The sequence below is a fragment of the Aquitalea sp. USM4 genome (genome assembly GCF_004328945.1).
In the GTDB taxonomy this organism is placed as follows: Bacteria; Pseudomonadota; Gammaproteobacteria; order Burkholderiales; family Chromobacteriaceae; genus Aquitalea; species Aquitalea pelogenes.
In genome coordinates this window covers 3969260-3993297 of record NZ_CP029539.1, presented here as the reverse complement: position 1 = coordinate 3993297, position 24038 = coordinate 3969260, and the positions used below count along the sequence as shown (strand labels likewise).

Annotated in this window: 16 protein-coding genes; 11 read left to right on the top strand and 5 right to left on the bottom strand. The window is 61.7% G+C overall.

The genetic code is table 11. The features are described 5' to 3' along the window. Positions 1–27: 27 nt before the first annotated feature. Positions 28–972 (bottom strand): transcriptional regulator GcvA, encoded by a 945-nt coding sequence (gcvA, locus tag DKK66_RS18310; RefSeq protein ID WP_045844958.1) that lies wholly within the window; start codon positions 970–972, stop codon positions 28–30. A 180-nt stretch (positions 973–1152) separates the two neighbouring features. On the opposite strand from gcvA, the gene acnB reads away from it, so the two are divergent. Continuing rightward, entirely contained in the window at positions 1153–3747 is a 2595-nt protein-coding gene (acnB, locus tag DKK66_RS18305; RefSeq protein ID WP_131360347.1) for a bifunctional aconitate hydratase 2/2-methylisocitrate dehydratase, read from the top strand. 390 nt (positions 3748–4137) lie between these two features. Next, positions 4138–7395, top strand: coding sequence for a DNA translocase FtsK (locus DKK66_RS18300; protein WP_305015227.1), 3258 nt, complete (start codon positions 4138–4140; stop codon positions 7393–7395). An 84-nt stretch (positions 7396–7479) separates the two neighbouring features. On the opposite strand, the gene DKK66_RS20245 is transcribed toward DKK66_RS18300, so the two are convergent. Continuing rightward, on the bottom strand, positions 7480–7629 hold the full coding sequence (locus tag DKK66_RS20245) for a hypothetical protein (RefSeq protein WP_156156867.1): 150 nt from the start codon (positions 7627–7629) through the stop codon (positions 7480–7482). A 206-nt stretch (positions 7630–7835) separates the two neighbouring features. Between DKK66_RS20245 and DKK66_RS18295 the strand changes: the two genes are divergently transcribed. Then, positions 7836–10691, top strand: a complete 2856-nt coding sequence (locus DKK66_RS18295; protein ID WP_165494226.1) for a PAS domain S-box protein — start codon at positions 7836–7838, stop codon at positions 10689–10691. 185 nt (positions 10692–10876) lie between these two features. On the opposite strand, the gene DKK66_RS18290 is transcribed toward DKK66_RS18295, so the two are convergent. Next, entirely contained in the window at positions 10877–12088 is a 1212-nt protein-coding gene (locus DKK66_RS18290; protein ID WP_131360343.1) for a VWA domain-containing protein, read from the bottom strand. Positions 12089–12191: 103 nt separating this feature from the next. Here DKK66_RS18290 and DKK66_RS18285 point away from each other — a divergent pair, with 103 nt between their 5' ends. From DKK66_RS18285 to DKK66_RS18250, 8 genes are all read left to right on the top strand, one after another. Continuing rightward, positions 12192–13622, top strand: a complete 1431-nt coding sequence (locus tag DKK66_RS18285; RefSeq protein WP_131360341.1) for a coniferyl aldehyde dehydrogenase — start codon at positions 12192–12194, stop codon at positions 13620–13622. Position 13623: 1 nt separating this feature from the next. After that, positions 13624–14139, top strand: a complete 516-nt coding sequence (locus DKK66_RS18280; RefSeq protein WP_131360339.1) for a hypothetical protein — start codon at positions 13624–13626, stop codon at positions 14137–14139. Between the two features lie 8 nt (positions 14140–14147). After that, positions 14148–15740, top strand: a complete 1593-nt coding sequence (locus DKK66_RS18275) for a GMC family oxidoreductase (protein ID WP_131360337.1) — start codon at positions 14148–14150, stop codon at positions 15738–15740. Between the two features lie 164 nt (positions 15741–15904). Beyond that, a complete protein-coding gene (locus DKK66_RS18270; protein ID WP_131360335.1) occupies positions 15905–17227 on the top strand; it encodes a TolC family protein in 1323 nt (440 codons plus the stop codon). Position 17228: 1 nt separating this feature from the next. After that, positions 17229–18140: an HlyD family secretion protein gene (locus tag DKK66_RS18265; RefSeq protein WP_131360333.1), complete on the top strand. Its 912-nt coding sequence runs from the start codon at positions 17229–17231 to the stop codon at positions 18138–18140. A 2-nt stretch (positions 18141–18142) separates the two neighbouring features. Continuing rightward, positions 18143–20080: an ATP-binding cassette domain-containing protein gene (locus DKK66_RS18260; protein ID WP_131360331.1), complete on the top strand. Its 1938-nt coding sequence runs from the start codon at positions 18143–18145 to the stop codon at positions 20078–20080. Continuing rightward, positions 20077–21231 (top strand): ABC transporter permease, encoded by a 1155-nt coding sequence (locus DKK66_RS18255; RefSeq protein ID WP_131360329.1) that lies wholly within the window; start codon positions 20077–20079, stop codon positions 21229–21231. Before DKK66_RS18260 ends, DKK66_RS18255 begins: the two co-directional genes overlap by 4 nt. After that, positions 21228–22379 carry an ABC transporter permease gene (locus tag DKK66_RS18250; protein ID WP_131360327.1) on the top strand — a complete coding sequence of 384 codons (1152 nt, stop codon included), beginning with the start codon at positions 21228–21230 and terminating at the stop codon, positions 22377–22379. The genes DKK66_RS18255 and DKK66_RS18250 overlap by 4 nt, the downstream gene beginning before the upstream one ends. A 74-nt stretch (positions 22380–22453) precedes the next feature. On the opposite strand, the gene DKK66_RS18245 is transcribed toward DKK66_RS18250, so the two are convergent. Together DKK66_RS18245 and DKK66_RS18240 are read right to left on the bottom strand one after the other, a co-directional pair. Beyond that, on the bottom strand, positions 22454–23098 hold the full coding sequence (locus DKK66_RS18245; protein WP_045844969.1) for a TetR/AcrR family transcriptional regulator: 645 nt from the start codon (positions 23096–23098) through the stop codon (positions 22454–22456). Positions 23099–23155: 57 nt separating this feature from the next. Then, a complete protein-coding gene (locus tag DKK66_RS18240; RefSeq protein WP_131360325.1) occupies positions 23156–24031 on the bottom strand; it encodes a mechanosensitive ion channel domain-containing protein in 876 nt (291 codons plus the stop codon). Between the last annotated feature and the right edge of the window lie 7 nt (positions 24032–24038).

The window sequence follows — 24038 nt, the reverse complement described above, 5'->3', positions numbered from 1 at the left end:
ACCGGCAAGAGCCGGTGCAGGGCAGGGTCAATCCGCCGGGAAGGCGTGGGCAATCATGTTGGCATTCAGCCCGGCCGCGGGAAAGGGCCGCATCTGGCCGGCTTCCTGCTCCAGCCAGCGGCAGAACGAAGCTACGGTGGAATCGCCCGATGCCGTGCGCGGCACGATCCAGCAATAATCCCGCACCGGCACCACCGGGCTGGAAAGCGGCGCCACCAGCTGGCCGGAATCCACCAGCGCCTGCGCCATCGGTAATGGCCCCAGGGCCACGCCCAGACCATCCAGCGCTGCTTGCAAGGCGAGCGAGAAACGGTCGAAATGCAAGCCGCAGGCCGGTTTCAGCTCGGGTACGCCAGCCAGGGTGAGCCAGCGCTGCCAGGCGGTTGGACGCGTGTCGGCGTACAGCAGGGTGTGCTGCGCCAGATCGGCCGGACTTTCAATCGGAAAACGCTTGAGAAGCGCCGGCGAACACAAGGGCAGCTCGCATTCTTCCAGAAACGGTTTGGCAATATGGCCGGGCCAGTCGCCGGGGCCGCGACGGATGGCAATGTCAAACGGGCTGTCCAGCCGGCTGATGTCGCGGTCGGATGTCACCAGATGCAGTTCTACATCCGGGTAGCTTTCGCGAAATACATGCAGGCGCGGCATCAGCCAGTGCATGGCCATGGTGGGGGTGGAGTTGATGGTCAGCCGGCGCTGGTTGTCCGGTTGCAGCAACTGCGAGGTGGCATTGGCGATCAGGTCCAGTCCGTCCTGCACCTGGATCAGGTAGCGCCAGCCGGTGTCGGTCAGCTTCACCCGTCCGCCGGCGCGCTCGAACAGGCGTACGCCCAACCATTCTTCCAGCTGCTTGATCTGCTTGCTCACAGCACCGTGGGTGACAAACAGTTCGTCTGCCGCCGAGGAAAAGCTTTCCAGCCTTGCTGCGGCCTCGAATATCCGCAGCGCATTAAGAGGGGGGTAAGTGCTCATGGTGTGAGTATAACTCACAGACGATGTTTCGATTACTCGTTTGTAACTGGCATGCAGAGAGCGTAATCTTCCAGCAATCAAAACGGGGTAGAAGGAAATCTCCCCGGACGGTTGCCGCCAGTTGATCCCGCGCTGGCGGCTGACTCATTGCAAACAACCCAAGCAAAAAGGTCCCAAGCTATGCTCGAAGCCTACCGTCAGCATGTTGCAGAGCGCGCTGCACTGGGCATTCCGCCCCTGCCGCTGAACGCCAAGCAAACCGAACAACTGGTCGAACTCCTGAAAAACCCGCCCAAGGGCGAGGAAGATCTGCTGGTCGAGCTGATCACCTTCCGCGTGCCGCCGGGCGTGGATGATGCCGCCAAGGTCAAGGCATCCTTCCTGGCTGCCGTTGCCGAAGGCAGCGTGGCTTCGCCGCTGGTTTCCCGCGCCAAGGCTACCGAACTCTTGGGCACCATGCTGGGTGGCTACAACGTCAAGCCGCTGATCGACCTGCTGGCTGACGCCGAAGTGGGCGCCATCGCCGCCGAAGGCCTGAAGAAAACCCTGCTGGTATTCGACTTTTTCCATGACGTGCAAGTGCTGGCCGATGGTGGCAACGCCAACGCCAAGGGCGTGCTGCAAAGCTGGGCCGATGCCGAATGGTTCACCAGCCGTCCGGAAGTGGAAAAGAAAATCACCGTTACCGTATTCAAGGTGCCGGGCGAAACCAATACCGACGACCTGTCGCCGGCACCGGACGCCTGGAGCCGTCCGGACATCCCGCTGCACTACCTGGCCATGCTGAAGAACACCCGTCCGGGTGCTGCCTTCGTGCCGGAAGAAGATGGCAAGCGCGGTCCGATGCAGTTCATCGAAGACCTGAAGAAAAAAGGCCACCTGGTTGCCTATGTGGGCGACGTGGTGGGTACCGGTTCTTCCCGCAAGTCCGCTACCAACTCGGTGGTATGGGCCACCGGCCAGGACATCCCGTTCGTGCCGAACAAGCGCTTTGGCGGCGTCACCCTGGGCGGCAAGATTGCGCCTATCTTCTTCAACACCCAGGAAGACTCCGGCTCGCTGCCGATCGAAGTGGACGTGTCCGCGCTGGAAATGGGCGATGTGATCGACATCTACCCGTACGACGGCAAGATCGAAAAGAACGGTGCCACCGTTGCCAACTTCCAGCTGAAGTCCGACGTGCTGCTGGACGAAGTGCGCGCAGGCGGCCGTATCAACCTGATCATCGGCCGTGGCCTGACTGCCAAGGCGCGTGAAGCGCTCGGTCTGGCTCCGTCCACCGTATTCCGTCTGCCCAAGGATCCGGCCAATTCCGGCAAGGGCTTCTCGCTGGCACAGAAGATGGTTGGCCGCGCCTGTGGTCTGCCGGAAGGTCAGGGCGTCCGTCCGGGTACCTACTGCGAACCGAAGATGACCACCGTGGGTTCGCAAGACACCACCGGCCCGATGACCCGCGACGAGCTGAAAGACCTGGCTTGCCTGGGCTTCTCCGCCGACCTGGTGATGCAGTCCTTCTGTCACACCGCCGCTTATCCGAAGCCGGTGGACGTGAAGATGCACAAGGAACTGCCGGCCTTCATCTCCACCCGTGGCGGCGTTGCGCTGCGTCCGGGCGATGGCGTGATCCACAGCTGGCTGAACCGTCTGCTGCTGCCGGATACCGTGGGTACCGGTGGTGACTCCCACACCCGTTTCCCGATCGGCATTTCCTTCCCGGCCGGTTCCGGTCTGGTGGCTTTTGCCGCTGCTACCGGCGTAATGCCGCTGGACATGCCGGAATCCGTTCTGGTGCGCTTCAAGGGCGAACTGCAACCGGGCGTCACCCTGCGTGACCTGGTAAATGCCATCCCGCTGTACGCCATCAAGCAAGGTCTGCTGACCGTGGCCAAGGCCGGCAAGAAGAACATCTTCTCCGGTCGCGTTCTGGAAATCGAAGGTCTGCCGAACCTGAAGGTTGAGCAGGCATTCGAACTGTCCGACGCTTCTGCCGAGCGTTCCGCTGCTGGTTGCACCGTGCATCTGAACAAGGAACCCATCGTCGAATACATGCGCTCCAACATCACCCTGATGAAGACCATGATCGCCGACGGTTACGCTGATGCCCGTACCCTGGAACGCCGCATCAAGAAGATGGAAGAGTGGATTGCCAATGGCGAACTGCTGAAGGCTGATGCCGACGCCGAATACGCAGCCGTGATCGAAATCGATCTGGCCGACGTGAAAGAGCCTATCGTGGCCTGCCCGAACGACCCGGACGATGTGAAGTTCATGTCCGAAGTGGCCGGCACCCCGATCGACGAGGTATTTATCGGTTCCTGCATGACCAACATCGGTCACTTCCGTGCCGCGTCCAAGCTGCTGGAAGGCAAGCGCGACCTGCCGGTGAAACTGTGGCTGGCTCCGCCGACCAAGATGGATGCCCAGCAGTTGACCGACGAAGGCCACTACGGCGTGTTCGGCATGGCCGGTGCTCGTACCGAAATGCCGGGCTGCTCGCTGTGCATGGGTAACCAGGCACAGGTTCGCGAAGGTGCTACCGTGATGTCCACTTCCACCCGTAACTTCCCCAACCGTCTGGGCAAGAACACCAATGTGTTCCTGGGTTCGGCTGAACTGGCCGCCATCTGCTCCAAGCTGGGCAAGATTCCGACCGTGGAAGAGTACAAGGCCAATATCGGCATCATCAACGAGAAGGGTGCTGAAGTGTACAAGTACCTGAACTTCGACCAGATCAAGGACTACCAGGACATCGCCGCTACCGTGGCTGTGAACTGATCCTGCCCATGATCGACAAGAACCCCGCCTGGTGCGGGGTTTAAGGCTGCTGATGAAGTGATTTGGCGTGATTCTACTGGACCCGGCAAAGCCGGGCCTTTAGACCAAGCACTTTATTCCGCAGCCTTTCTGTCTATTCCCAATCCCCACGCCCTTGCCCTAACTATCGAAGAAGGGAGCCTCGCTTTCCTTTTGGAACGCGAGAGGGGGTTGCCGATAATCTGGAACCCCGCCTGGTGCGGGGTTTTTCATTCTTGTCTTATCAGCCGGTGTCATGCAGTTTGCTGGCAAATAAGGGTACAATCGACGATTTGAATTGCCCTGTTCTGCCTGGTCGCCTGCATGCCGCTGGCGGCAGGTGGTGATGAATGACGAAAGAGGTTGCAGATCGTGTGGTTTGTGCTGGCACTGATGGGTTTGGGTGTGGTGGGTGGTTTTGCCTGGCGCAAGCGGGGAGGGCAATGGCCTTCGGTCAAGGACCTGCTGCAACAGCGGGGGCGCTTGCTGGGCAGGCTGGATCGCCTGCTGGGCGCCAGTCATGATGAAGAGCTGGATATCACCCCGGCTGCGTTTCGCGAACGCAGGCGCGAACCGGTAGCCATTCGCTTCGATCTGCCGCAAGAGCAGCCCGCCACGCCACCGCTGGAAGACACGCCTGTTGCACCGGTGCTGCCTGACCGTGCGCCAGCTGCAATGGCCCAGGCCACTACGTCGCCGGTGAGTCGGCCTCAGCCTGAAGTTTCGCCCCGCCCGCAAACAGCGCCAACGCGTGCCGCTCCGCCGGCTGACCTGCCCCATGTGGAACTGGAACGCACCTACCGTCGCAGCAAGCCACAGCCCAAGCCAGTGACGGCTCCGGTCAGCGGCAATCTGCCGGTCATCGGTCTGGATGAGCTGCAACACAATATGCATCATGGCACGCGTCGCCGGCAGGCCGAGCGCAAGGCTGGTGCCATGCCGCAGTCTGAAAGCCGTGCGCTGCCGGTGATCGACCCGCATGAAGTGCGCGCCCAGGTCAGTGCCTTGCACAGCAAGCGTCGCAATGCCGAGCCGTCAACGCCCAAACCGCAAGTCATCTTGCAGCCGGTGCGTTCGGCCCCGCTCAAGATCAAGACCCAGACCCCGCCGCCACGGCGCGAAACCCCGCCAGTGGAGCCGCCCATCGTGCGGCATGAGCAGCAGGCCAGAAGCAAGGCCTACGAAGGCTGGATTCGCCCGCCGGAAAGCCGTCCGCCGCAAGCCAAACCCGTCGCGTCTGCCCCGCAGCCAAGCCCTGTGCATGCGCCGGGCTTGTCGCTGGCCGATATCCCGGATGCACCGTCTGCCAGCATGCCCTTGCCTGGCCTCGCCGGGCGCTTGCTGGAGCAGTCGGAGACCCCGCTGGCGATGGAGCCGGATGTTGTCTTGCCGGAAGCTGCCAGCGTCTTTGCCGAGGCAACAGATGTTGCTGCTGATCAAGCACCTGTCGTCGACGCAGCTATGCCCGCAGAGCTTGCACCGCAGGCCGTGGAAGAAGTCAGTGTGGCGCTGGACCAGGTTGATGCTGACCTGGCAGAGCCATTACCTGCGGAGCCGGCAGCAACCATGTCTGAGCCGACGCAGGCCCAGCCAGACGCCGCGCCCATGCTCCATGTCACACCGGTCGTTTCGTCGACAGTACTACCGTCAGAGCCGGTAATCCAGCCAGTTTCCCAGCCAGTTTCCCAGCCAGTTATCCAGTCCGCGGCTCAACCTGCCCCGCAGCCAGAGCGGCAGCCCTGGCGCTGGCCGGAGCAAAGACAGCAGGCAGCGCTTGCCGGTACGGCTGCAGCGCTTGGCAGCAGCGCAGCAGCAAGCAGTGCAAGCAGTTTGCCGTGGGCAATGATCAGCGAGCGCACCCCGCAAACCCAGCCTGCAGCGCCGCGTCCGGACAGCACGCTGGTCTGGCACTTGCTGGACGATTCCTCGTCAGCGGCTCCGGTTGCAGGGCAGGCTATTGAGTCTGCTGCTGTCGCTGCCGAGAGCACCGTGCAAGTAGAAAACCAGCCAGACTCCATCGCCAGCAGTCCGCTTGATGATGCGGCCTCGCCGTCGCCGCTGGGCACGCAGGCCGATGCGGCCTTGCCCTGGGCGCTGCCAGCCCCGGTAGCGGCACATCGTTCCAGCCTGCCGGTGATTTACGGCGAAGACTGCCTGCCGGGGCTGGATTTGCTGCGCCCGGCCGAAGAAGCCACCACCGTGGTGTCGGAAGACGAATTGCTGGAACGCGGCATCCTGATCGAGGAAAAGCTGGCTGAGTTCAAGGTCAAGGTCAGCGTGGTGGATGCCTATGCCGGGCCGGTAATCACCCGTTACGAAGTAGAACCCGCTGTCGGTGTGCGCGGCAATCAGGTGGTCAACCTGATGAAAGACCTGTCGCGCGCGCTCGGTCTGGCGTCCATCCGGGTGGTGGAAACCATTCCCGGCAAAACCTGCATGGGCTTGGAGCTGCCCAATGCCAAGCGCCAGATGATCCGCCTGTCGGAAATCTTCTCGGCCGATGTGTTCCAGCAGCCTTCATCACGCCTGACCATGGCGCTGGGCAAGGACATTACCGGTCAGCCGGTGGCCATTGACCTGGCCAAGGCGCCGCACCTGCTGGTGGCCGGTACTACCGGTTCCGGCAAGTCGGTGGGCGTGAATGCGATGATTCTGTCCATGCTGTACAAGGCCACGCCGGACGAAGTGCGCTTCATCATGATCGACCCCAAGATGCTGGAACTGTCGGTGTACAACGATATTCCGCATTTGCTGGCCCCGGTGGTGACCGACATGAAACTGGCCGCCAATGCGCTTAACTGGTGCGTGGGCGAGATGGAACGCCGTTATCGCCTGATGAGTGCGCTGGGCGTACGTAATCTGGCCGGTTACAACGACAAGGTGCGCGAAGCCGAGGAGGCGGGTCGTCGCCTCACCAACCCGTTCAGCCTGACGCCGGAAACCCCGGAGCCGTTGCACAAGCTGCCCTTTATCGTGGTGGTGGTAGATGAATTTGCCGACCTGATGATGGTGGCCGGCAAGAAGATTGAAGAGCTGATTGCCCGTCTGGCACAGAAAGCCCGCGCTGCTGGCATTCACTTGATTCTGGCTACGCAGCGCCCGTCGGTGGACGTGATTACCGGTCTGATCAAGGCCAATATCCCCACACGGATTGCCTTCCAGGTGTCCAGCAAGATAGACAGCCGGACCATTCTGGACCAGATGGGGGCCGAAAGCCTGCTGGGCCAGGGTGATATGTTGTTCCTGCCGCCGGGTTCAGGTTATCCGCAGCGGGTGCATGGTGCCTTTGTCACCGATGACGAAGTGCATGCCGTGGTGGATTTCCTCAAGCAATGGGGCGAGCCGGACTACGTGGAAGGCTTGCTGACCGGCGAAACCGAGGCGGATGAAGAATCCGCCGCGGCCACGGCCAAGGTGCAGGCCGCTACCGAAAGCGACCCTTTGTACGACGAAGCGGTGGAAATTGTGCTGAAAACCCGCAAGCCTTCCATCTCCGCCGTGCAACGCCATTTGCGTATCGGCTATAACCGGGCGGCGCGACTGATCGAACAAATGGAAGCGGCCGGCATTGTCAGTGCCATGGAAAGCAACGGCAACCGTACCGTGCTGGTGCCGCAGCGTGAGTTCTGATTGCACACTGGAGAACTGGCCAGATCAAGCCGGATAACAAAAAAGGCAGCCTGAGCTGCCTTTTTTCTGCTTGCCTGACCCTGATCAGTAACGACGCTGGCGGGAGCGGGGTTGTTCTTCATCGCGACGGATGCGGATGGGAACCAGCTCGCGTTTTTTCTCCAGCGGGCTGACGAGCATGCCCAGCACAACGGCAAAGGCGGCGATCAGTGCGATCATCAAAATGGTTTCCATGACGTTGCTCCTTTGGCAGTGTGGGGCGTGTTGTGCTGAAGGCTTGATTCATTGTCGACATAAGCTGCCGATTGCTCAAGCAGAATTTGTGGCAATCTGCGATTTTTTCAAGCATTTCCTGATTATTTCTCGGTATCGGCAGTAACACTCCATACATCATCTATAAAGTAGGGCATGAAATCGAATTCTGAGTGCCGGAGACACCTTTGATCGCGCCATCACAAGCACAGCCAGATCAATCCGCCGGATTGTTTTCCAATGTATTCCACCAGGTGGACGCGGCGCTATTGGTACTGGATGAGGCCGGTGTCATCACCCTGAGCAACCCGGCGGCCGAAAGACTGCTGGGTATAGCTGGCGATGTCTTGTGCGGCCATCACATCAGCACGGTATTGCTGTGCGAGGCGAAGGCCATGGCATCCGGCGGGCTGCAGCCTGAATGTTCCAGTCAGGCCAGGGATTTGCTGACGCTGTTTGATGCCGGGCTGATGCCGGGGCATGGCCTGCCACGTGAATGGGTGGTGGCGGACAAGGACGGCAGTCGGCACATGGTGAGCATTTCTGCAGCGCCACTGGCCCAGGGCAATGCCACCGGCCATGTGCTGGTGATTCAGGATCTGACAGAAATGAAACGCATGCAGCAATTGCTGCATCGCCAGCATGCGCTGTTTGCCAACGGGCCGATGGTGGCCTTCTCCTGTAGCCCGTCCAAACCGCATGAGGTGCAGGAAGTCAGCCCCAATGTGGCGGAAATCCTGGGTTACTTCCCCGAAGACATCCTGCTGGACCCGCGATGGTGGCAACAAAGACTGCATCCGGATGATCAGGCCGCCCTGGCCGATGGCCGCTGGCGGCTGGCGCAAAGTGAAGGGTTTGCCACTTGTCGCTACCGCTTTTTGCATGGCAGTGGCCGCTGGTGCTGGCTGGAAGAGCATGTGCAGCTGTTGCCCGACGATGTGGTGCAGGGCTACTGGATTGATGTCAGCAAGCAGGTGGAAGGCGAAGACCGGCTGGCCAAGATAGCCAGCAATATTCCCGGCATGCTGTTCAAGTACACCATCAACCCCTACGGGGTGGGGCACTTTGTCTATGTCAGCGAGGGCGTGCGCAACCTGTTCGGCATTTCACCGCAGCAGGCCCGGGACAATGCCGAACTGGTAGCGCAGCGGATATTTCCGGACGACTTGCAACGGGTGCGGGAGGAGGGGGAAGCCGCCTTGCGCTATCACCTGCCCTGGATATGCGAGTTCCGCATCCTGTTGCCAGATGGCCGCATGATCTGGGTGGAAGGGCGTGCCACGCCGGAATTGCAGGATGACCAGTCCGTGCGCTGGCACGGGCTGATTTCCGAGATTACCCAGCGCAAACGCACGGAAGAGGCTTTGCGGGAAAGCCAGGAGCGGCTGGACATGGCCATGCGCGGGGCCAATATCGGTTTGTGGGACTGGCATGTAGCGCTGGGCAAGCTGGACTTCAACCAGCAACTGGTGAACATGCTAGGGTACGACTACCACACCCTGCATGACAACCCGTCGCAGTGGCAGGCATTGGTACATCATGAAGACTTGCCCATGGTCCGGCGCAATATCAGTGCCTTGCTCCGGCGCGAGGCCAGTCAGTACCGCATTGAATACCGCGTGATACGCCGTAGCGGCGAGGTGATCTGGGTGCTGGACAAGGGCCAGGCCACCGAGGTGGATGGCAATGGCAATGTCTGCCGCATTGTCGGCACGGTGCAGGACATCACCACCCACAAGCAGGCGCAACGGCTGCTGGAGGATAGCGAAGCGCATTTCCGCATGCTGTTCCAGAACCATGGCGCGGTGATGATCCTGATCGACCCGGAGCAGGGCTGCATTGTCGATGCCAACCCGTCAGCCGAACGCTTTTATGGCTATTCCCATCAGGAACTGGTAGGCATGCCACTGGGCCGCATCAACCAGATGGCCGAGGAGCGCATCCACGGCACCATTGGCGTTGCCTTGCTGCAGGCGCATAACCATTTCACCTTTACTCACCGACTGGCCAGCGGGGAGTTGCGCACGGTTGATGTGCATTCCTCACCGGTGGAATCCGGCGGACGCACCCTGCTGTTTTCCATCATTCACGACATTACCGCCCGGCGCGAGGCCGAGGAAGCGCTGGCCACCTTGCAGCGGCAGTTGCTGGCCATCATCGAGCACTTTCATGGCGCCATGCTGCTGGAGGACCAATCCGGCGAGGTGGTGCTGGTCAACCACCAGTACTGCGAAATGTTCATGCCTGACATGACGCCGGAGCAGCTGAAAAAGGAAAATCGCCTGCGGGTGGCAGCCCGTGCGGCTTCCTGTTTTGCTCATCCGCAGCAGTTGCTGCAGCGAATGGAAGAATTGCAGCAGACACGGCAGGTAGTGCTGGGAGAAGAGTGGGCACTGAAAGACGGGCGCATGCTGGAGCGCGACCACGTGCCCATTTATGTGGAGGGCAGGCTGCGCAGTGTGCTGTGGGTGTACCGCGACATCACCAGCCGCAAGCAGCAGGAAGAAACACTGCGCCAACTGGCCACCACCGATGCGCTCACTGGCATTGCCAACCGGCGCAGCTTCATGGAAAAACTGGCCGATGAATTTGCCCGCTTCCAGCGTTTCAGCAATCCGGTTGCGGTGCTGATGCTGGATATCGACCATTTCAAGCGGGTAAACGATACCTGGGGCCATGCTGTGGGTGACAAGGTGCTGCACGACTTTGCCGCCATCTGTCAGCAAGTGGTGCGCAAGGTGGATGTGGTGGGGCGTCTGGGCGGGGAGGAGTTTGCCGTCCTGCTGCCCGGCTGCGGCATGGCCGGAGCGCTGGCGCTGGCCGAACGACTGCGCGAGGCGGTGCGCAGCCATGTCATCCAGGTGGGGGATGCCAGTTTGCAGGTACGCACCAGCATCGGCGTCAGCAGCTTTGCCCGCAGCCAGCAGGACGCCAGTGTCGCCCTGGCATTGGCCGACCAGGCCTTGTACGAGGCCAAGCTGGCCGGGCGCGATCAGGTCAAGGCCTTCGACGGCCATGGCCAGCACTTTCCCCCGTCAAGCTAGGGGGCCAGCAAGGCTCCCTCTTGCTTCGAACTCATCAGATGGTGGACACCCCCCCTCTCGCTTTCTGCAAAGAAAGCGAGGCTCCCTTTCAGGGAAAGGGCGGGGGGATTGGGATTAGATGGCAAGGCTGCGGAATCGGGTGCTTGGTCGGAAGGCCCGGCTTTGCCGGGTCCAGTGCAATCGTATCAAATTACCTTGTCAGCAGCCTGAAGCAAGGCTCCCCCTTGTTTCAGGCTGCGCATGGCGCGGTCCACGCCTTCGAGGGTGAGCGGAAACATGCGCTGTTGCATCAGTTGCTGCATCAATTGCAGGGACGGAGTGTAGCCCCAGTATTGCTCGGCCACCGGGTTGAGCCAGGCAGCATGGCGGAAATGGGCAAGCAGGCGCTGCATCCACACTGCGCCAGCCTCCGGGTTCATGTGCTCCACGCTGCCACCCGGATGGCTGATTTCGTAAGGGCTCATGGTGGCATCGCCCACCAGGATCAGCTTGTAATCCCTGCCAAAGGTATGCAGCAGGTCCAGCGTGGACAGGCTGCTGCCTTGCCGCCGCCGGTTGTCCTTCCACACCGTTTCATACACGCAGTTGTGGAAGTAGTAGTACTCCAGGTGCTTGAACTCGGTCTTGACGGCGGAGAACAGTTCTTCCACCGCCTTGATGTGGTCGTCCATCGAGCCGCCGACATCAAACAGCACCAGTACCTTTACCGTATTGCGCAGGGTGCGGCGCATGCGCAGGTCCAGCAGGCCGGCCTTGCGGGCGGTGCCGGCAATGGTGGCTTCCAGGTCCAGCTCTTCGTCGGCACCATCACGGGCAAACTCGCGCAGCCGGCGCAAGGCCAGCTTGATGTTGCGGCTGCCCAGCTCGGCGGCATCGTCGAAATTGCGGAATTCGCGCTTGTCCCACACTTTCACCGCACGGCGATGGCGCGACTCTGCCTGGCCAATGCGGATGCCTTCCGGGTTGTAGCCATAAGCACCAAACGGGCTGGTGCCGCCGGTGCCTATCCATTTGTTGCCGCCCTGATGCCGCTCTTTCTGTTCTTCCAGCCGCTGGCGCAGGGTTTCCATCAGTTTGTCCCAGCCCATGGCCTGCAATTGCTGCTGTTCTTCCGGGCTGAGGAATTTCTCAACCTGCTTGCGCAGCCAGTCTTCAGGGATCTCTTGTTGCAAGTCATCCAGATTCAGCGTCTTGCCTTCGAAGTAGTGGCCGAACACCTGATCGAAGTGGTCGTAATGCTTTTCGTCCTTGATCAGCGTGGCGCGTGACAGATAGTAAAAAGCATCCAGGCTGCCAAAAGCCACGTTCTGCCTGAGTGCTTCCAGCAGGGTCAGGAATTCCTTGAGTGATACCGGCAAGCGGGCATCGCGCAGGGCATAAAAGAAATCGATCAACATGATGGATACACGGGTGACAGGGGAAATTTCTGATGCTATTCTGGCTTTAGAGTCGTGGCTCTAAACGACCGTTTGCCGGATGGAACAACACGAGGATAGCACAATGCCTGTCATGCCGATGCCGCCAGACACCGAACAGGGTCTGCAGCAGGCCTATGCCGCCATGCGCCATGCCGCCGATGCGGCAAGGTTTCCCGATCTGGCCACGCGCCGTGGCTGGTTGACGGCGCTGGAACAGTTGATACAACAGAACCGCACTGCCTTGATCGAGGCGGTGAATGCCGACTTCGGCCAGCGCAGCAGTGTGGAAACCCGCTTGCTGGAGCTGTTTCCCAGTCTGGAAGAGCTGCGCAGTGCACGACGCCAGCTGGGCCGCTGGATGCGGCCGCAACGCCGTGCGGTTTCGCTGTGGTTCCGCCCGGCGCGCAATCAGGTGATACCGCAGCCACTGGGCGTGGTGGGCGTGGTGGTGCCGTGGAACTACCCGCTGTTTCTGGCATTTGGTCCCTTGATTGGTGCACTGGCGGCGGGTAACCGGGTGATGATCAAAATGTCCGAGCTCACCCCGGCCACCGGTGCGCTGCTGGCCAGACTGGTGGCGCAGTATTTCGAGCCGGGGCTGGTGACGGTGGTCAATGGCGATGCGACGCTGGCACAGGCCTTTACCCGCCTGCCGTTTGACCACCTGCTGTTTACCGGCTCCACCGAGGTGGGACGCCATGTGATGCGTGCGGCGGCGGATAATCTCACCCCGGTGACGCTGGAACTGGGTGGCAAGTCGCCCGCCCTGGTGGCGCGCGATGCTGACTTTGCCCGCGCTGCCGAATCCATCGTGGCAGGCAAATTGCTCAATGCCGGTCAAACCTGCGTGGCACCGGATTATGTGCTGGTGAATGCCAAGGACCGTGACCGCCTGCTGGCCATGCTGGATGCCGTTGCCACCCGTGCCTATCCCACGCTGGCGCATAACCCGGACTACAGCAGCATCATCCATCCGCGGCATTACCAGCGCCTGCAACAATGGCTGGACGAAGCCATTGCTGCCGGGGCGACGGTTCGGCAGATCAATCCGGCCGGGGAAGACCTGGCCGCAGTGCGCAAGCTGCCGCTGACGCTGGTGCTGGATTGCCCGGCCCATTGCGCGCTGATGCAGGAGGAAATCTTCGGCCCCATCCTGCCGGTGGTCAGTTATGACCGCTTTGACGAGGCGCTGGAGTACATCAACGCCCGGCCGCGCCCGCTGGCACTTTACCTGTTTGATCGCGACCCGGTGCGCATTGACAAGGTGCTGCAGCAGACCATCTCCGGCGGCGTATGCATCAATGAAACCATCCTGCACGTGGCGCAGGACGACATGCCGTTTGGCGGCGTGGGGCCTTCCGGCATGGGGTATTACCACGGCTACGAAGGTTTCCTCACCTTTTCCAAGCTCAAGCCGGTATTCACCCAAAGCCGCTGGGCCGGCAGCTGGCTGACCCGTCCGCCGTATGGCCGGACGGTGGAATGGCTGCTCAGACTGATGTTGCGAGGCTGACATGCTCACCCGCCGCCAACTGATCAAGACCGGCATGGCCGGCAGCGTGGTGCTGCTGGCCGCAGGCCTGCTGGCCACTCCGCAGGCGGACTGGCCGGCTCACGCCGAGCCGGCGCTGCATTTCCTGCAGCCGGTCGATGCGCAAATAATCCGCAGCATTGCGCCGGTCATGCTGGGCCTGCCCGGCTTGCCCGTGAACGACATCGTGCGCGGGGTGGATGTGGCAATCAGCAATCTGCTGCCCGCCATCCAGCAGGAGTTGCGCCAGTTGTTCGACCTGCTGGCCAATCGCTGGGCGCGGCGCTGGCTGGCCGGCGTGCGCAAGCCCTGGGCGCAGGCGACGGACAGCGAGCTGACTGCTTTCCTGCGTAGCTGGCAGCACAGCCCCTTGTTATTGCTGCGCTCGGCGTACCAGGCCTTGCATGCGCTGATCAATGCCGCCTGGTTTGGCAACCCGGCCAGCTGGAGCGCAATGGGTTATCAGCAACCACCACAAATCATGAGTCTGCTGCCATGACGACACCGATGAGCTTGCCCGATCCGATTGCCCAGGGCGTGGCCGACGGCTGGCGCGTGCTGGACGGTGCCACCCGGCAGCAGGACCTGCAACTGCATTGCGACGTGCTGATCATCGGCACCGGTGCCGGCGGCGGCATGACGGCCGAAGTGCTGGCCCAGGCCGGGCTGGACGTGCTGATGGTGGAAGAGGGAGCCTTGCGGACATCGCGCGACTTCCGCCTGCTGGAAGCCAAGGCTTATCCCGAGCTGTATCAGGAGGCCGCCAGCCGCAAGACCGCCGACAAGGGCATCAATATCCTGCAGGGCCGTACTGTGGGTGGCAGTACCACGGTCAACTGGACCAGCGCCTTTCGCACGCCTGCCGACACGCTCAACTGGTGGGGTGAACGCTATGGCCTGCACGGGCTGAACCCGCAAGCCATGGTCCCGTGGTTCGACATGGCCGAAGCGCGGCTGGGCATTGCCGACTGGCAGACTGACCCCAACCCCAACAACAGCGTGCTGGAACAAGGCTGTCAGGCGCTGGGCCTCAAGCATGGCCGCATCCGGCGCAATGTGCGCGGTTGCTGGAACCTGGGTTATTGCGGCATGGGCTGTGCCACCAATGCCAAGCAATCCATGCTGGTGACCACCATTCCTGCAGCCTTGCAGCACAAGGCCGCCTTGTTGGCGCGGGCTCGCGTGGAGCGGCTGCTTCCCACAGCTGACGGCAAGGCCTTGCAAGGGGCGGAAGGCGTGCTGCTGGCGGCTGATGGCCACAGCCTCACTGGTCGTCGTTTCCGGGTGAGTGCTGGCCATGTGGTGCTGGCGGCAGGCTCCATCGGCACGCCAGCCATCTTGCTGCGCAGCGGCCTGGCGGACAGCCATGTCGGCCAGCGCACCTTTCTGCATCCGGTCGCCATTTGCGGTGCGGTGATGCCGCAGCGCATCGAAGCCTATAACGGCGCACCGCAAACCGTGTATTCCGACCACTTCATGCACACCCAGCCACTGGACGGTCCGCTGGGTTACAAGCTGGAAGTGCCGCCGGTGCATCCCTTGCTGGTGGGGGTGACGCTGTCAGGCTTTGGTCAGCAAACCGCCAGCCTGATGCAGCAACTGCCCCATCTACATGTGATGCTGGCCCTGCTGCGCGATGGCTTTCACCCGGACAGTCAGGGCGGGGTGGTGCGCTTGCGCGCCGATGGTTCGCCCGAGCTGGATTACCCGCTGAACGATGTGCTGTGGGATGGTGTGCGGCGCAGCTGGCTCACCATGGCGGAACTGCAGTTTGCCGCCGGTGCGCGTCAGGTACAGGTGATTCACGAACAGGCCCCGCTGCTTCCCAGCTGGAAGGAAACGCGGGAAATGATAGCCGGCTTGGCGCTCAAGCCCTTGCTGGCTCGTCTGGTCAGTGCCCATGTGATGGGTGGAGCTGCCATGAGCAGCCAGCCGGACGGCGGGGTGGTGGACGAATACGGCCGGCACTGGACGCTGCGTAACCTGAGCATTATCGACGGTTCCATCTTCCCCACCAGCATCGGTGCCAATCCGCAATTGTCCATCTATGCCTTTGCCCTGCGTGCCGCACATCAGTTGCGCGCGGCATTGAAAGCCTGAATTTCTAGAGCAATAGCCCGAAAATGCCGCGTATCTGGCATTTTCGGGCTTTGTATTGTCTCTCATCCCGTTTTTGCTTCGGTTTGACTGATCAAGCGCAACAACCGTCCATGCAGTTGCAATATACTGAAGTCATTATTGATGAATGAGTGTTCATTACTTCAATGGCATTTTCAGGCAAGTTTTTACCGCTGTGGCTGGGGCTGTCCGTGCTGAGTTGCCCGGTGCTGGCGGAATCATTGCAGCAAGCCTGGCAGCAGGCCGAACAATACAGTCACAGTCTGCGCGCCGAAACACGCAAGGTGGATGCCGCCCGCCTGCAAGAGGATGCAGCCCATGCCGCAGCCGGGCCGGCGCTGACGCTGGACGCCGGTGTCAGCCAGCTGGACAGCACGCCGACCGCGCGGCTGGACATCAGCCCGCTGACGCAAGGTCTGGGTGCGCTGGGTCTGCATCTGCCAGCCTCGGTGGATGCACCGCTCAGTAACCGGGATGTGCGCTATGCCAATGCCCGGCTGGGGCTGCCCCTGTATACCGGCGGCAGGCTCACCGCCCTGCAACAGTCTGCTGCGGCAGCAACATCGGCCAGTCGCTACGCGCAGGAACAGGTACGCCAGGCCTTGCGCCTGCAAGTGGCGGATGCCTATGTCAATGTGTTGCGCGCGCGTCATGCGGCAGCGGTGGCCAGCCAGTATCTGCACAGCCTGCAAGCCTATCAGCGGGATGTGAACAATTTCTTCCGCAAAGGCGTGGTGGCACGGGGTGATGTGCTGGGGGCGGCGCTGGCGGTGGCGGATGCCGAGCAAAAGCTGATTTCGGCCCGGCAGGCAGAGACGCTGAGCCAGGCGGCCTACAACCGCCTGTTGGGCCGTGACTTCAGCCAGCCGGTGCAGGTGGATGAACTGGAACTAGCCGGTGACGGACGCAGTCTGGCTGCCTTGCAGCAGCGTGCCATGCAGCAAAGGCCGGAACTGGCGGGCCTTGCAGAATGGTCCGAATCCTTGCAGGCCACTGCCCGCAGTGTGCGCGCGGAAAGCCAGCCGCAGCTGGGGGTGTATGCCGCCTACAGCTACCTGAACAATCCTTATCTGGTGAACAAGGGCGTGGGTTCGGTCGGACTGGGAGTCAGCTGGAGCGTGTTCGACAGCGGCCTGATCCGCGCCCGTGCCGGCAGTGTCAGCGAACAAGCCAGCGCGGTGCAGGACCAGTTGCAGGAGGCCCGCAGCCTGATTGCGCTGGAAGTGGAGCGCAGCCATAGCCAGCAAATCGAAGCTACGGCACGCATCCGCGTGGCCGAGGCCGCCTTGCTGTCGGCAGACGAATACCTGGCCATCCAGCGCGACCGCTATCGCAATGGTCTGGCCAATCAGACCGAAGTGCTGGCCGCCGAAGTACGGCGCGCAGACAGCCAGCGCAATCTGTTCAACGCCCGTTACGACCACGCCCTGGCGGTAGTGGCCTTGCAACGGGCCATCGGCGAGTTGTGACATGAAAACAAGCAGAATCGTGATGGCAGGTGTGGTGCTGGCCCTGGCCGGTGCGCTGGCTTACGGCATCTGGCAGGCGCGAGACCGGGGCCTGCCGGAAGGATTGATCCAGGCCAACGGCCGACTGGAGGGCGACAGCGTGCTGGTGGCCAGCAAATATCCGGGACGGCTGGAGAGCGTGCTGGTGCGCGAAGGGGATATGGTCAGCAGCGGCCAGTTATTGGCCCGTCTGCATTCGGATGAGGTAACTGCCCGCTTGCGGGCTGCGCAAGCCAGTCTGGCCGCCGCCCGTGCCCAGCAACAACGTGCTGCTGCGGCTTCGGCCCAGGCGGACAAGGACGCCGCCCGTTTTGCCGACTTGCTGGCGCGCGGCTCGGTAGACCGCATGCATGCCGAGCAGATGCAACTGGCTGCCGTCAGCGCGCGCAGCCAGGCTGTACAGGCGGCCGAGCAAATCCATCAGGCCGAAGCTGCGGTGGCCGAAGCCACTGCCGTGCTGCGCGAATTGCAATTGACCGCGCCTTCCGGTGGCATGGTCAGCAATCGCCTGCGCGAGCCGGGTGAAATGCTGGCAGCAGGCGGCGGGGTGGTGGAACTGGTGGACCTGAACCACCTTTACCTCAAGGTGTATGTGCCGGAAAACCAGATCGGCAAGATCCGCCTTGGCTTGCCCGCGCAAATCAGTACCGACGCCTTCCCCTCGCATCCGTTTGACGCCACCGTCAGCCATATTGCCGCCCGTGCCGAATTCACCCCCAAGGAAGTGCAAACGCCTGACGAGCGGGTGAAGCTGGTGTATGCGGTCAAACTCAGCCTGAGCAGCAATCCGCAATTGCGCCTGACACCCGGCTTGCCAGCCGATGCCGTCATCCGCTGGAAGGAAGGCGTGGCCTGGCAAGCCCCGCGCTGGTAGCCATGAGCGATACCATCATCAAGGCCAGCGGCTTCGGCAAGCAGTACGGTGGCCAGTTTGCCGTACAAGGACTGGACCTCGAAGTGCGCCGTGGCGAGCTGTATGGGCTGATCGGCCCGGACGGAGCCGGCAAATCCAGCCTGATGAAGGCGGTGGCCGGCGTGTTGTCCTACGAGCAGGGCCAACTGGAGGTGTTTGGCCAGTTGCTGGACAGCGAGCGCCATGCCGAAGCCATCAAGGGGCGCATCGGCCTGATGCCACAAGGCCTGGGGCAGAACCTGTATGGCGATTTGTCCATCGAGGAAAATGTCGACTTTTTTGCCCGGCTGCGGCTGGTACCACGGGAAGAGGCGGCTGCCCGCAAGGAGCAGCTGCTGGCCATCACCCGCCTGGCGGCGTTTCGTCATCGGCCGATGAAGCAGCTGTCAGGCGGCATGAAGCAAAAGCTGGGGCTGGTGTGCACGCTGATACACGCGCCACAGCTGATCATTCTGGATGAACCCACCACCGGGGTGGATCCGGTATCGCGCCGCGACTTCTGGGCCATTCTGGCCACGTTGATCGCCGGGCAGGGCCTGACGGCGCTGGTGTCCACTGCCTATATGGACGAGGCCAGCCGCTTTACCCGCATGAGCCTGCTGCATCAGGGCAGCAAGCTGGCCGAGGGCAGCCCGGCGCAAATCCTGCAACGGGTGCCGGGCTGCATCGTGCAGTGCCGGGTGCAGCCGCAGTTGAGCGCCATGCAGCGGCTGGCGGCGCGCTGGCCGCAGTGCGAAGCCATGGGGCCGGAGATCCGCCTGTTTGTGCCTGAGCCAGATCAGCCTGCTGCCCGCCAGCAGGTGGTCGATGTGCTGCAAGGGCTGGAGTGCCAGCAGCTGGATGTGCTGGATGCCGAGCTGGAAGACGTGTTTGTCGCCATGCTGGGCGGCAAGCAGACGGGTACCACTGCACCGGACACCATGGCGGCACCGGCAGCACCCGGTTCGGCCAGCCAGGAGCTGGCTATCGAGGCCAAGGGGCTGGTCAAGCGCTTTGGTGATTTTGTCGCGGTGGGCGATGTCAGCTTTCAGGTGCGGCAAGGGGAAATCTTCGGTCTGTTGGGGGCCAATGGTGCTGGCAAGACCACGGCCATCAAGATGCTCACCGGCATCCTGCCACCCAGCAGTGGCAGCGGGCGCGTGGCAGGTGCCGACATGAAGCAGGCCGGTGCGCTGATCAAGTCACGCATTGGCTATATGTCGCAGGCGTTTTCCTTGTATCTGGACCTGAGCGTGGTGGAAAACATCCGCCTGTATGCCGGTATCTATGGACTGGACCGCAAGGCCCGCGATGTGCGCTTGCAGTGGATTCTGGACATGGCGGGCCTGCATGGTCACGAAAACGATCTGGCCGCCGCCCTGCCCATGGGCTTGCGCCAGCGGCTGGCACTGGGCTGCGCGCTGGTGCATCAGCCACGGGTATTGTTTCTGGATGAACCCACCAGCGGGGTGGACCCCCTGGGGCGGCGCGCCTTCTGGGACATCCTGTTCCGCCTGTCACGGCAAGATGGCGTGGCCATGCTGGTGACCACCCATTACATGAGCGAGGCTGAACATTGCGACCATCTGGCACTGATGTTTGCCGGACGGGTAGTGGCGGATGCCTCGCCGCAGCAGATGAAACAGCAGGTACTGGCCGAGGCCGGCCAGCTGTACCGGGTGTATGCCGACAATGCCGCAGCCCTGGTTTCCCCCTTGCAGGCGGCCGGTTTTGCCAATGTGTCGCCTTATGGCAGCGCCTTGCATGTGCTGACCCCGGATGTGGATCGGCTGCAGCAGGTGCTGCGCGGGCTGGGAGTGGCGCGGCCGCCGCAAGCCCGCCCCATCGCCATGGAGGATGTGTTCGTGCAGCGTGTCAGCCAGCTGGAAGCGCAATCACATGCCACCGGGAGTGCCGCATGAATCTGCAACGTGTAGTGGCCATCGCAGGCAAGGAATGGCGTGAAATCGTGCGCGACCGCCTGTTCTTCACCCTGGCCTTTGTGGTACCGGCCTTGCTGATGCTGTTGTTCGGCTACGGTCTGTCGCTGGATGTGGAAAACATCCCGTTTGCCGTGGTGGACCACGACCGCAGCGCCGCCAGCCGCGACTATGCCTACCGCTTTATCGATTCGCGCTATTTCCGGTTTGGCGGCTATGCCGGGGATGAGCGCGATGCGGCGCAGTTGATTGGTTCCGGCGCAGTGCGGGTGGTGCTGGTGATTCCGCCACAGTTTGGCAAGACGCTGGCCCAGGGCCGTCCGGCTGCCATCCAGACCTTGGTGGATGGCAGCTTCCCCAGCCGCGCCATGACCACCAAGGGCTATGTCACGGCCATCAATGCCGCCTTCAGCCTGGCGGCGGTAGCGCAGGCGGTGTCGCATGCCACCGGCCTGTCGCAACAGGATGCCCTGGCGCAGCTGACGCCCATCGCGCTTGAATCGCGCTATCTGTACAACCAGAGCGTGTCCAGTATCTGGTCGCTGGCACCCAAGCTGATCATGGTCATCCTGATGCTGTCACCACCATTCCTCACTGCGCTGGGCGTGGTGCGGGAAAAAGAGAACGGTTCCATCTTCAATATTTACGCCTCCAATGTCAGCCGTGGCGAGTTTCTGGTGGGCAAGCTGGCTCCGTATGTAGCCATTTCCAGCGTCAACATCCTGTTGCTGTGGCTGCTGGCGGTATTGCTGTATCAGGTGCCATTCAAGGGCAGCCTGCTGTTTTTCCTGCCTGCCACGCTGGTGTATGTGCTGTGCACCACCGGCATCGGCCTGTTGGTGTCGGTGCTGGTGCGCACCCAGGTGGCGGCGATGATTGTCACCATGGTGGTGACCATGATTCCGGCGGTACTGTATTCCGGCCTGATCATTCCCATCGTGTCGCTGGGGGCTGGCGCGCATGTGGTGGCACAGCTGATGCCGGCCATGTATTACACCGACATCGTGGTGGGCTGCTTCCTGAAAGGGGTGGGGCTGATGTCCTTGTGGCGGCCGCTGGCGGTGCTGGCGCTGTACGCCTGCCTGCTGTTTGCCGCTGGCTACCAGCTGTTCAGCAAGAGGCCGAACATATGAAAGCAGAATGGCAACTGGCCTGGCGGCGCTTTGCCGTCATGCTGATGAAGGAGCTGAAGCAGTTGGGGCGTGACCGGGTATTGCTGGCCTTTATCGTCTATGCCTTTACCGCGGATATCTTTCTGGCGGCGTCCGGTGTGTCCTTGTCCCTGAACCATGCCGCCACGCTGGTGCAGGACCTGGACCGCAGCCCGCAGTCCCGCGAACTGCTCTCCCGCTTCCAGCAACCGTATTTCCGTATCGACGGTACGGTGCCGCAGGATGCTGCCGCGCTGGCGGCGCTGGATCAGGGCCGCGCCATGCTGGTGCTGTCGGTGCCGCCGCAGTTTGGCCGGGATCTGGCCAATGGCCAGCCCACCAGCCTGGCCATGCAGGTGGATACCACCAATTCGGTGCTGGGGTTCCTCGCCACCAGCCATGCGCAGCAGATTGTCAGTCAGTACGGGCTGGAAACTGCGATGCAGCGGCTGGGCATGGGGGAGGCGGCCACCCGCAATCTGCCACAAGTACAGAACGATATCCGTGTCTGGTACAACCCGAATCAGGAAGACAGCTGGTTCATGGGGATATCGGAAATGCTGAACATTGCCACTGTGTTTGCCGTATTGCTGCCCGCGGCCGCCATGGTGCGGGAGAAGGAGCGTGGCACGGTGGAGCAGTTGATCGTGTCGCCGCTATCTCCGTTCGGCATCTTGCTGCCCAAGGTGGTGTCGATGACCGGGGTGATTCTGTGCGGCGTGGCGCTCAGCCTGTTCCTGGTGCTGATTCCGGTATTTGCCATTCCGGTAAAGGGCAGTCTGTTGCTGTTTTTTGTCCTGTCCGGCCTGTATGTGTTCACCACCGCCGGGCTGGGGCTGTTTGCCGCCACTATTGCGCGCAATCTGGCACAGGCAGGCATGCTGTCGATTCTGATTCTGGCGCCCATGCTGTTTTTGTCAGGTGCCTGGACGCCGCCGGAAGCCATGCCCGGCTGGCTGCGCGGCCTGATGTTTGCTTCACCGCTGCATTACTACCTGGACATTGCCTTCGGGATTTTGCTCAAAGGGCAGGGGCTTGCCGACTTGCAGAGTGCCATTCTGGGCATGGGCGGCATTGGCGTGCTGGTGTTCGGGGCGGGCTTGCTGCTGTTCCGTCGTCAGTTTGATTGAGCCTGACTGGCGGGGCGATAAGCAACAAGGCCGTTTCCATGCGGAAACGGCCTTGCGTTTCACCCGGTTGCTGTTCAGCCTGCGTGGCGAGCCTGCAGCTGCTGGAAGGCAGCCATGAAGTCCGGCTGCACATAAGGCTTGAGCAGTGCCATCACCTGACGTACACCGCGATGGCCGGAAGCCTCGGTAATGGGCGACTTGGGCCGTGAAGTCTGCTCAAAGGCAAACCAGAATTTCACCACCAGCCAGATATTGATGCTGACGGCCTCGATGTCTTCTTCGTCCATCTTGAGCAGGCCAAGGCGGATGAACTCGCGGAAATGTTCGCCCAGAATGCCTTTCAGTTCGGTATTGACGAACTGGTGGTACTCCGACTGCAACTGCGGGCTGCGTGCCAGCATGCCCGGCAGGTCGTAGAACATGAAGCGGAACTGCCACATCGCGAGGAAAGCGGTGTCCAGATAGTTCACCAGGTCCGCTACCGTCATGTCTCGCTCTTCCGGTACGGCCAGACGCTGATTGATGAAGTCGCGGTACATCAGGAAGATCTGGTAGACGATCTCTTCCTTGTTGCGGAAGTGGTAGTACAGATTGCCCGGACTGATGCCCAGATGAGCAGCGATATGATTGGTGGTGATATTGCGCTCGCCCTGTTCATTGAACAGTTTCAGGCTTTCCTGAATGATGCGGTCGTAGGTCTTGATGCGGGGTTTGCTCATGAGGCACCGAAGCAATGGGGCAAGCGCAGATTATAACTGCTGTTTGGAGTTTAAGCTCTAATTATTTGACTGGCTTGCGGTTTGCCCTGCCGTGGCCGTATCGGGATAGCAGGCGGCCATGAACTGATAAATGATGGCCTGCTCGATGCGCTGCCGCTCCTTGGCCGGAATGGCGATACGCAGAATCAGCTGGTAGCGCTTTTCGTCCACCGCCTGCATGCCGATGCGCGGCTCCACTGACGGAGTGTCCACCAGATAACGCTCGGCCATGCGTTCCATGTGTACCTTGGCGGCTGCCACGTGCTGCTGGCAATGTTCTTCTGCCGCCGTCAGCAACAGGTGCTGGGCGCGGGTAGGGGGAATCTGGTAACCCACCGGCACATTGATGATGTGCATTACATAGTCGCCCATGTAATTTTCCCGGATCACCGCCTGCGACAGCAGCAGGCTATTGGGAAAGGTGAGGGCGCGGCCGGTCATCTGGTGGGCATTGTGCTGCGGCCCTATCTCCATCACCGTAGTGGACAACAGGCCGATATCCACCACCCGGCCGCGTATATTGCCCACCTCGATATGATCCCCCAGGCTGTAGCTGTTCGACGCATGGCGCACCACGAAGCCCGACACGCACAAAATCAGCTCCTTGGTGGCCAGAATCAGCGCCGCGGCAAAGGCCAGCATGGACACGGCGATGGTTTGCAGCTCTTCCGCCCAGATCAGGCCTATCCCGGCCAGGCCGGAAATGAACAGCACATTGCGGGTGGAGACCGACCAGCGACGGCGCTCCTCCACCGGCACGTTGACATTGCTGGACAGGATATGGCCGACCACCAGCCGGATCAGCACCAGCACGGTCACCAGCATCAGCGAGCGCACGATTTCGTGGCTGTAATCGGTGCGCAGCTGACGTAGCAGGTCGATCAGGTCGGACATGGCGCTG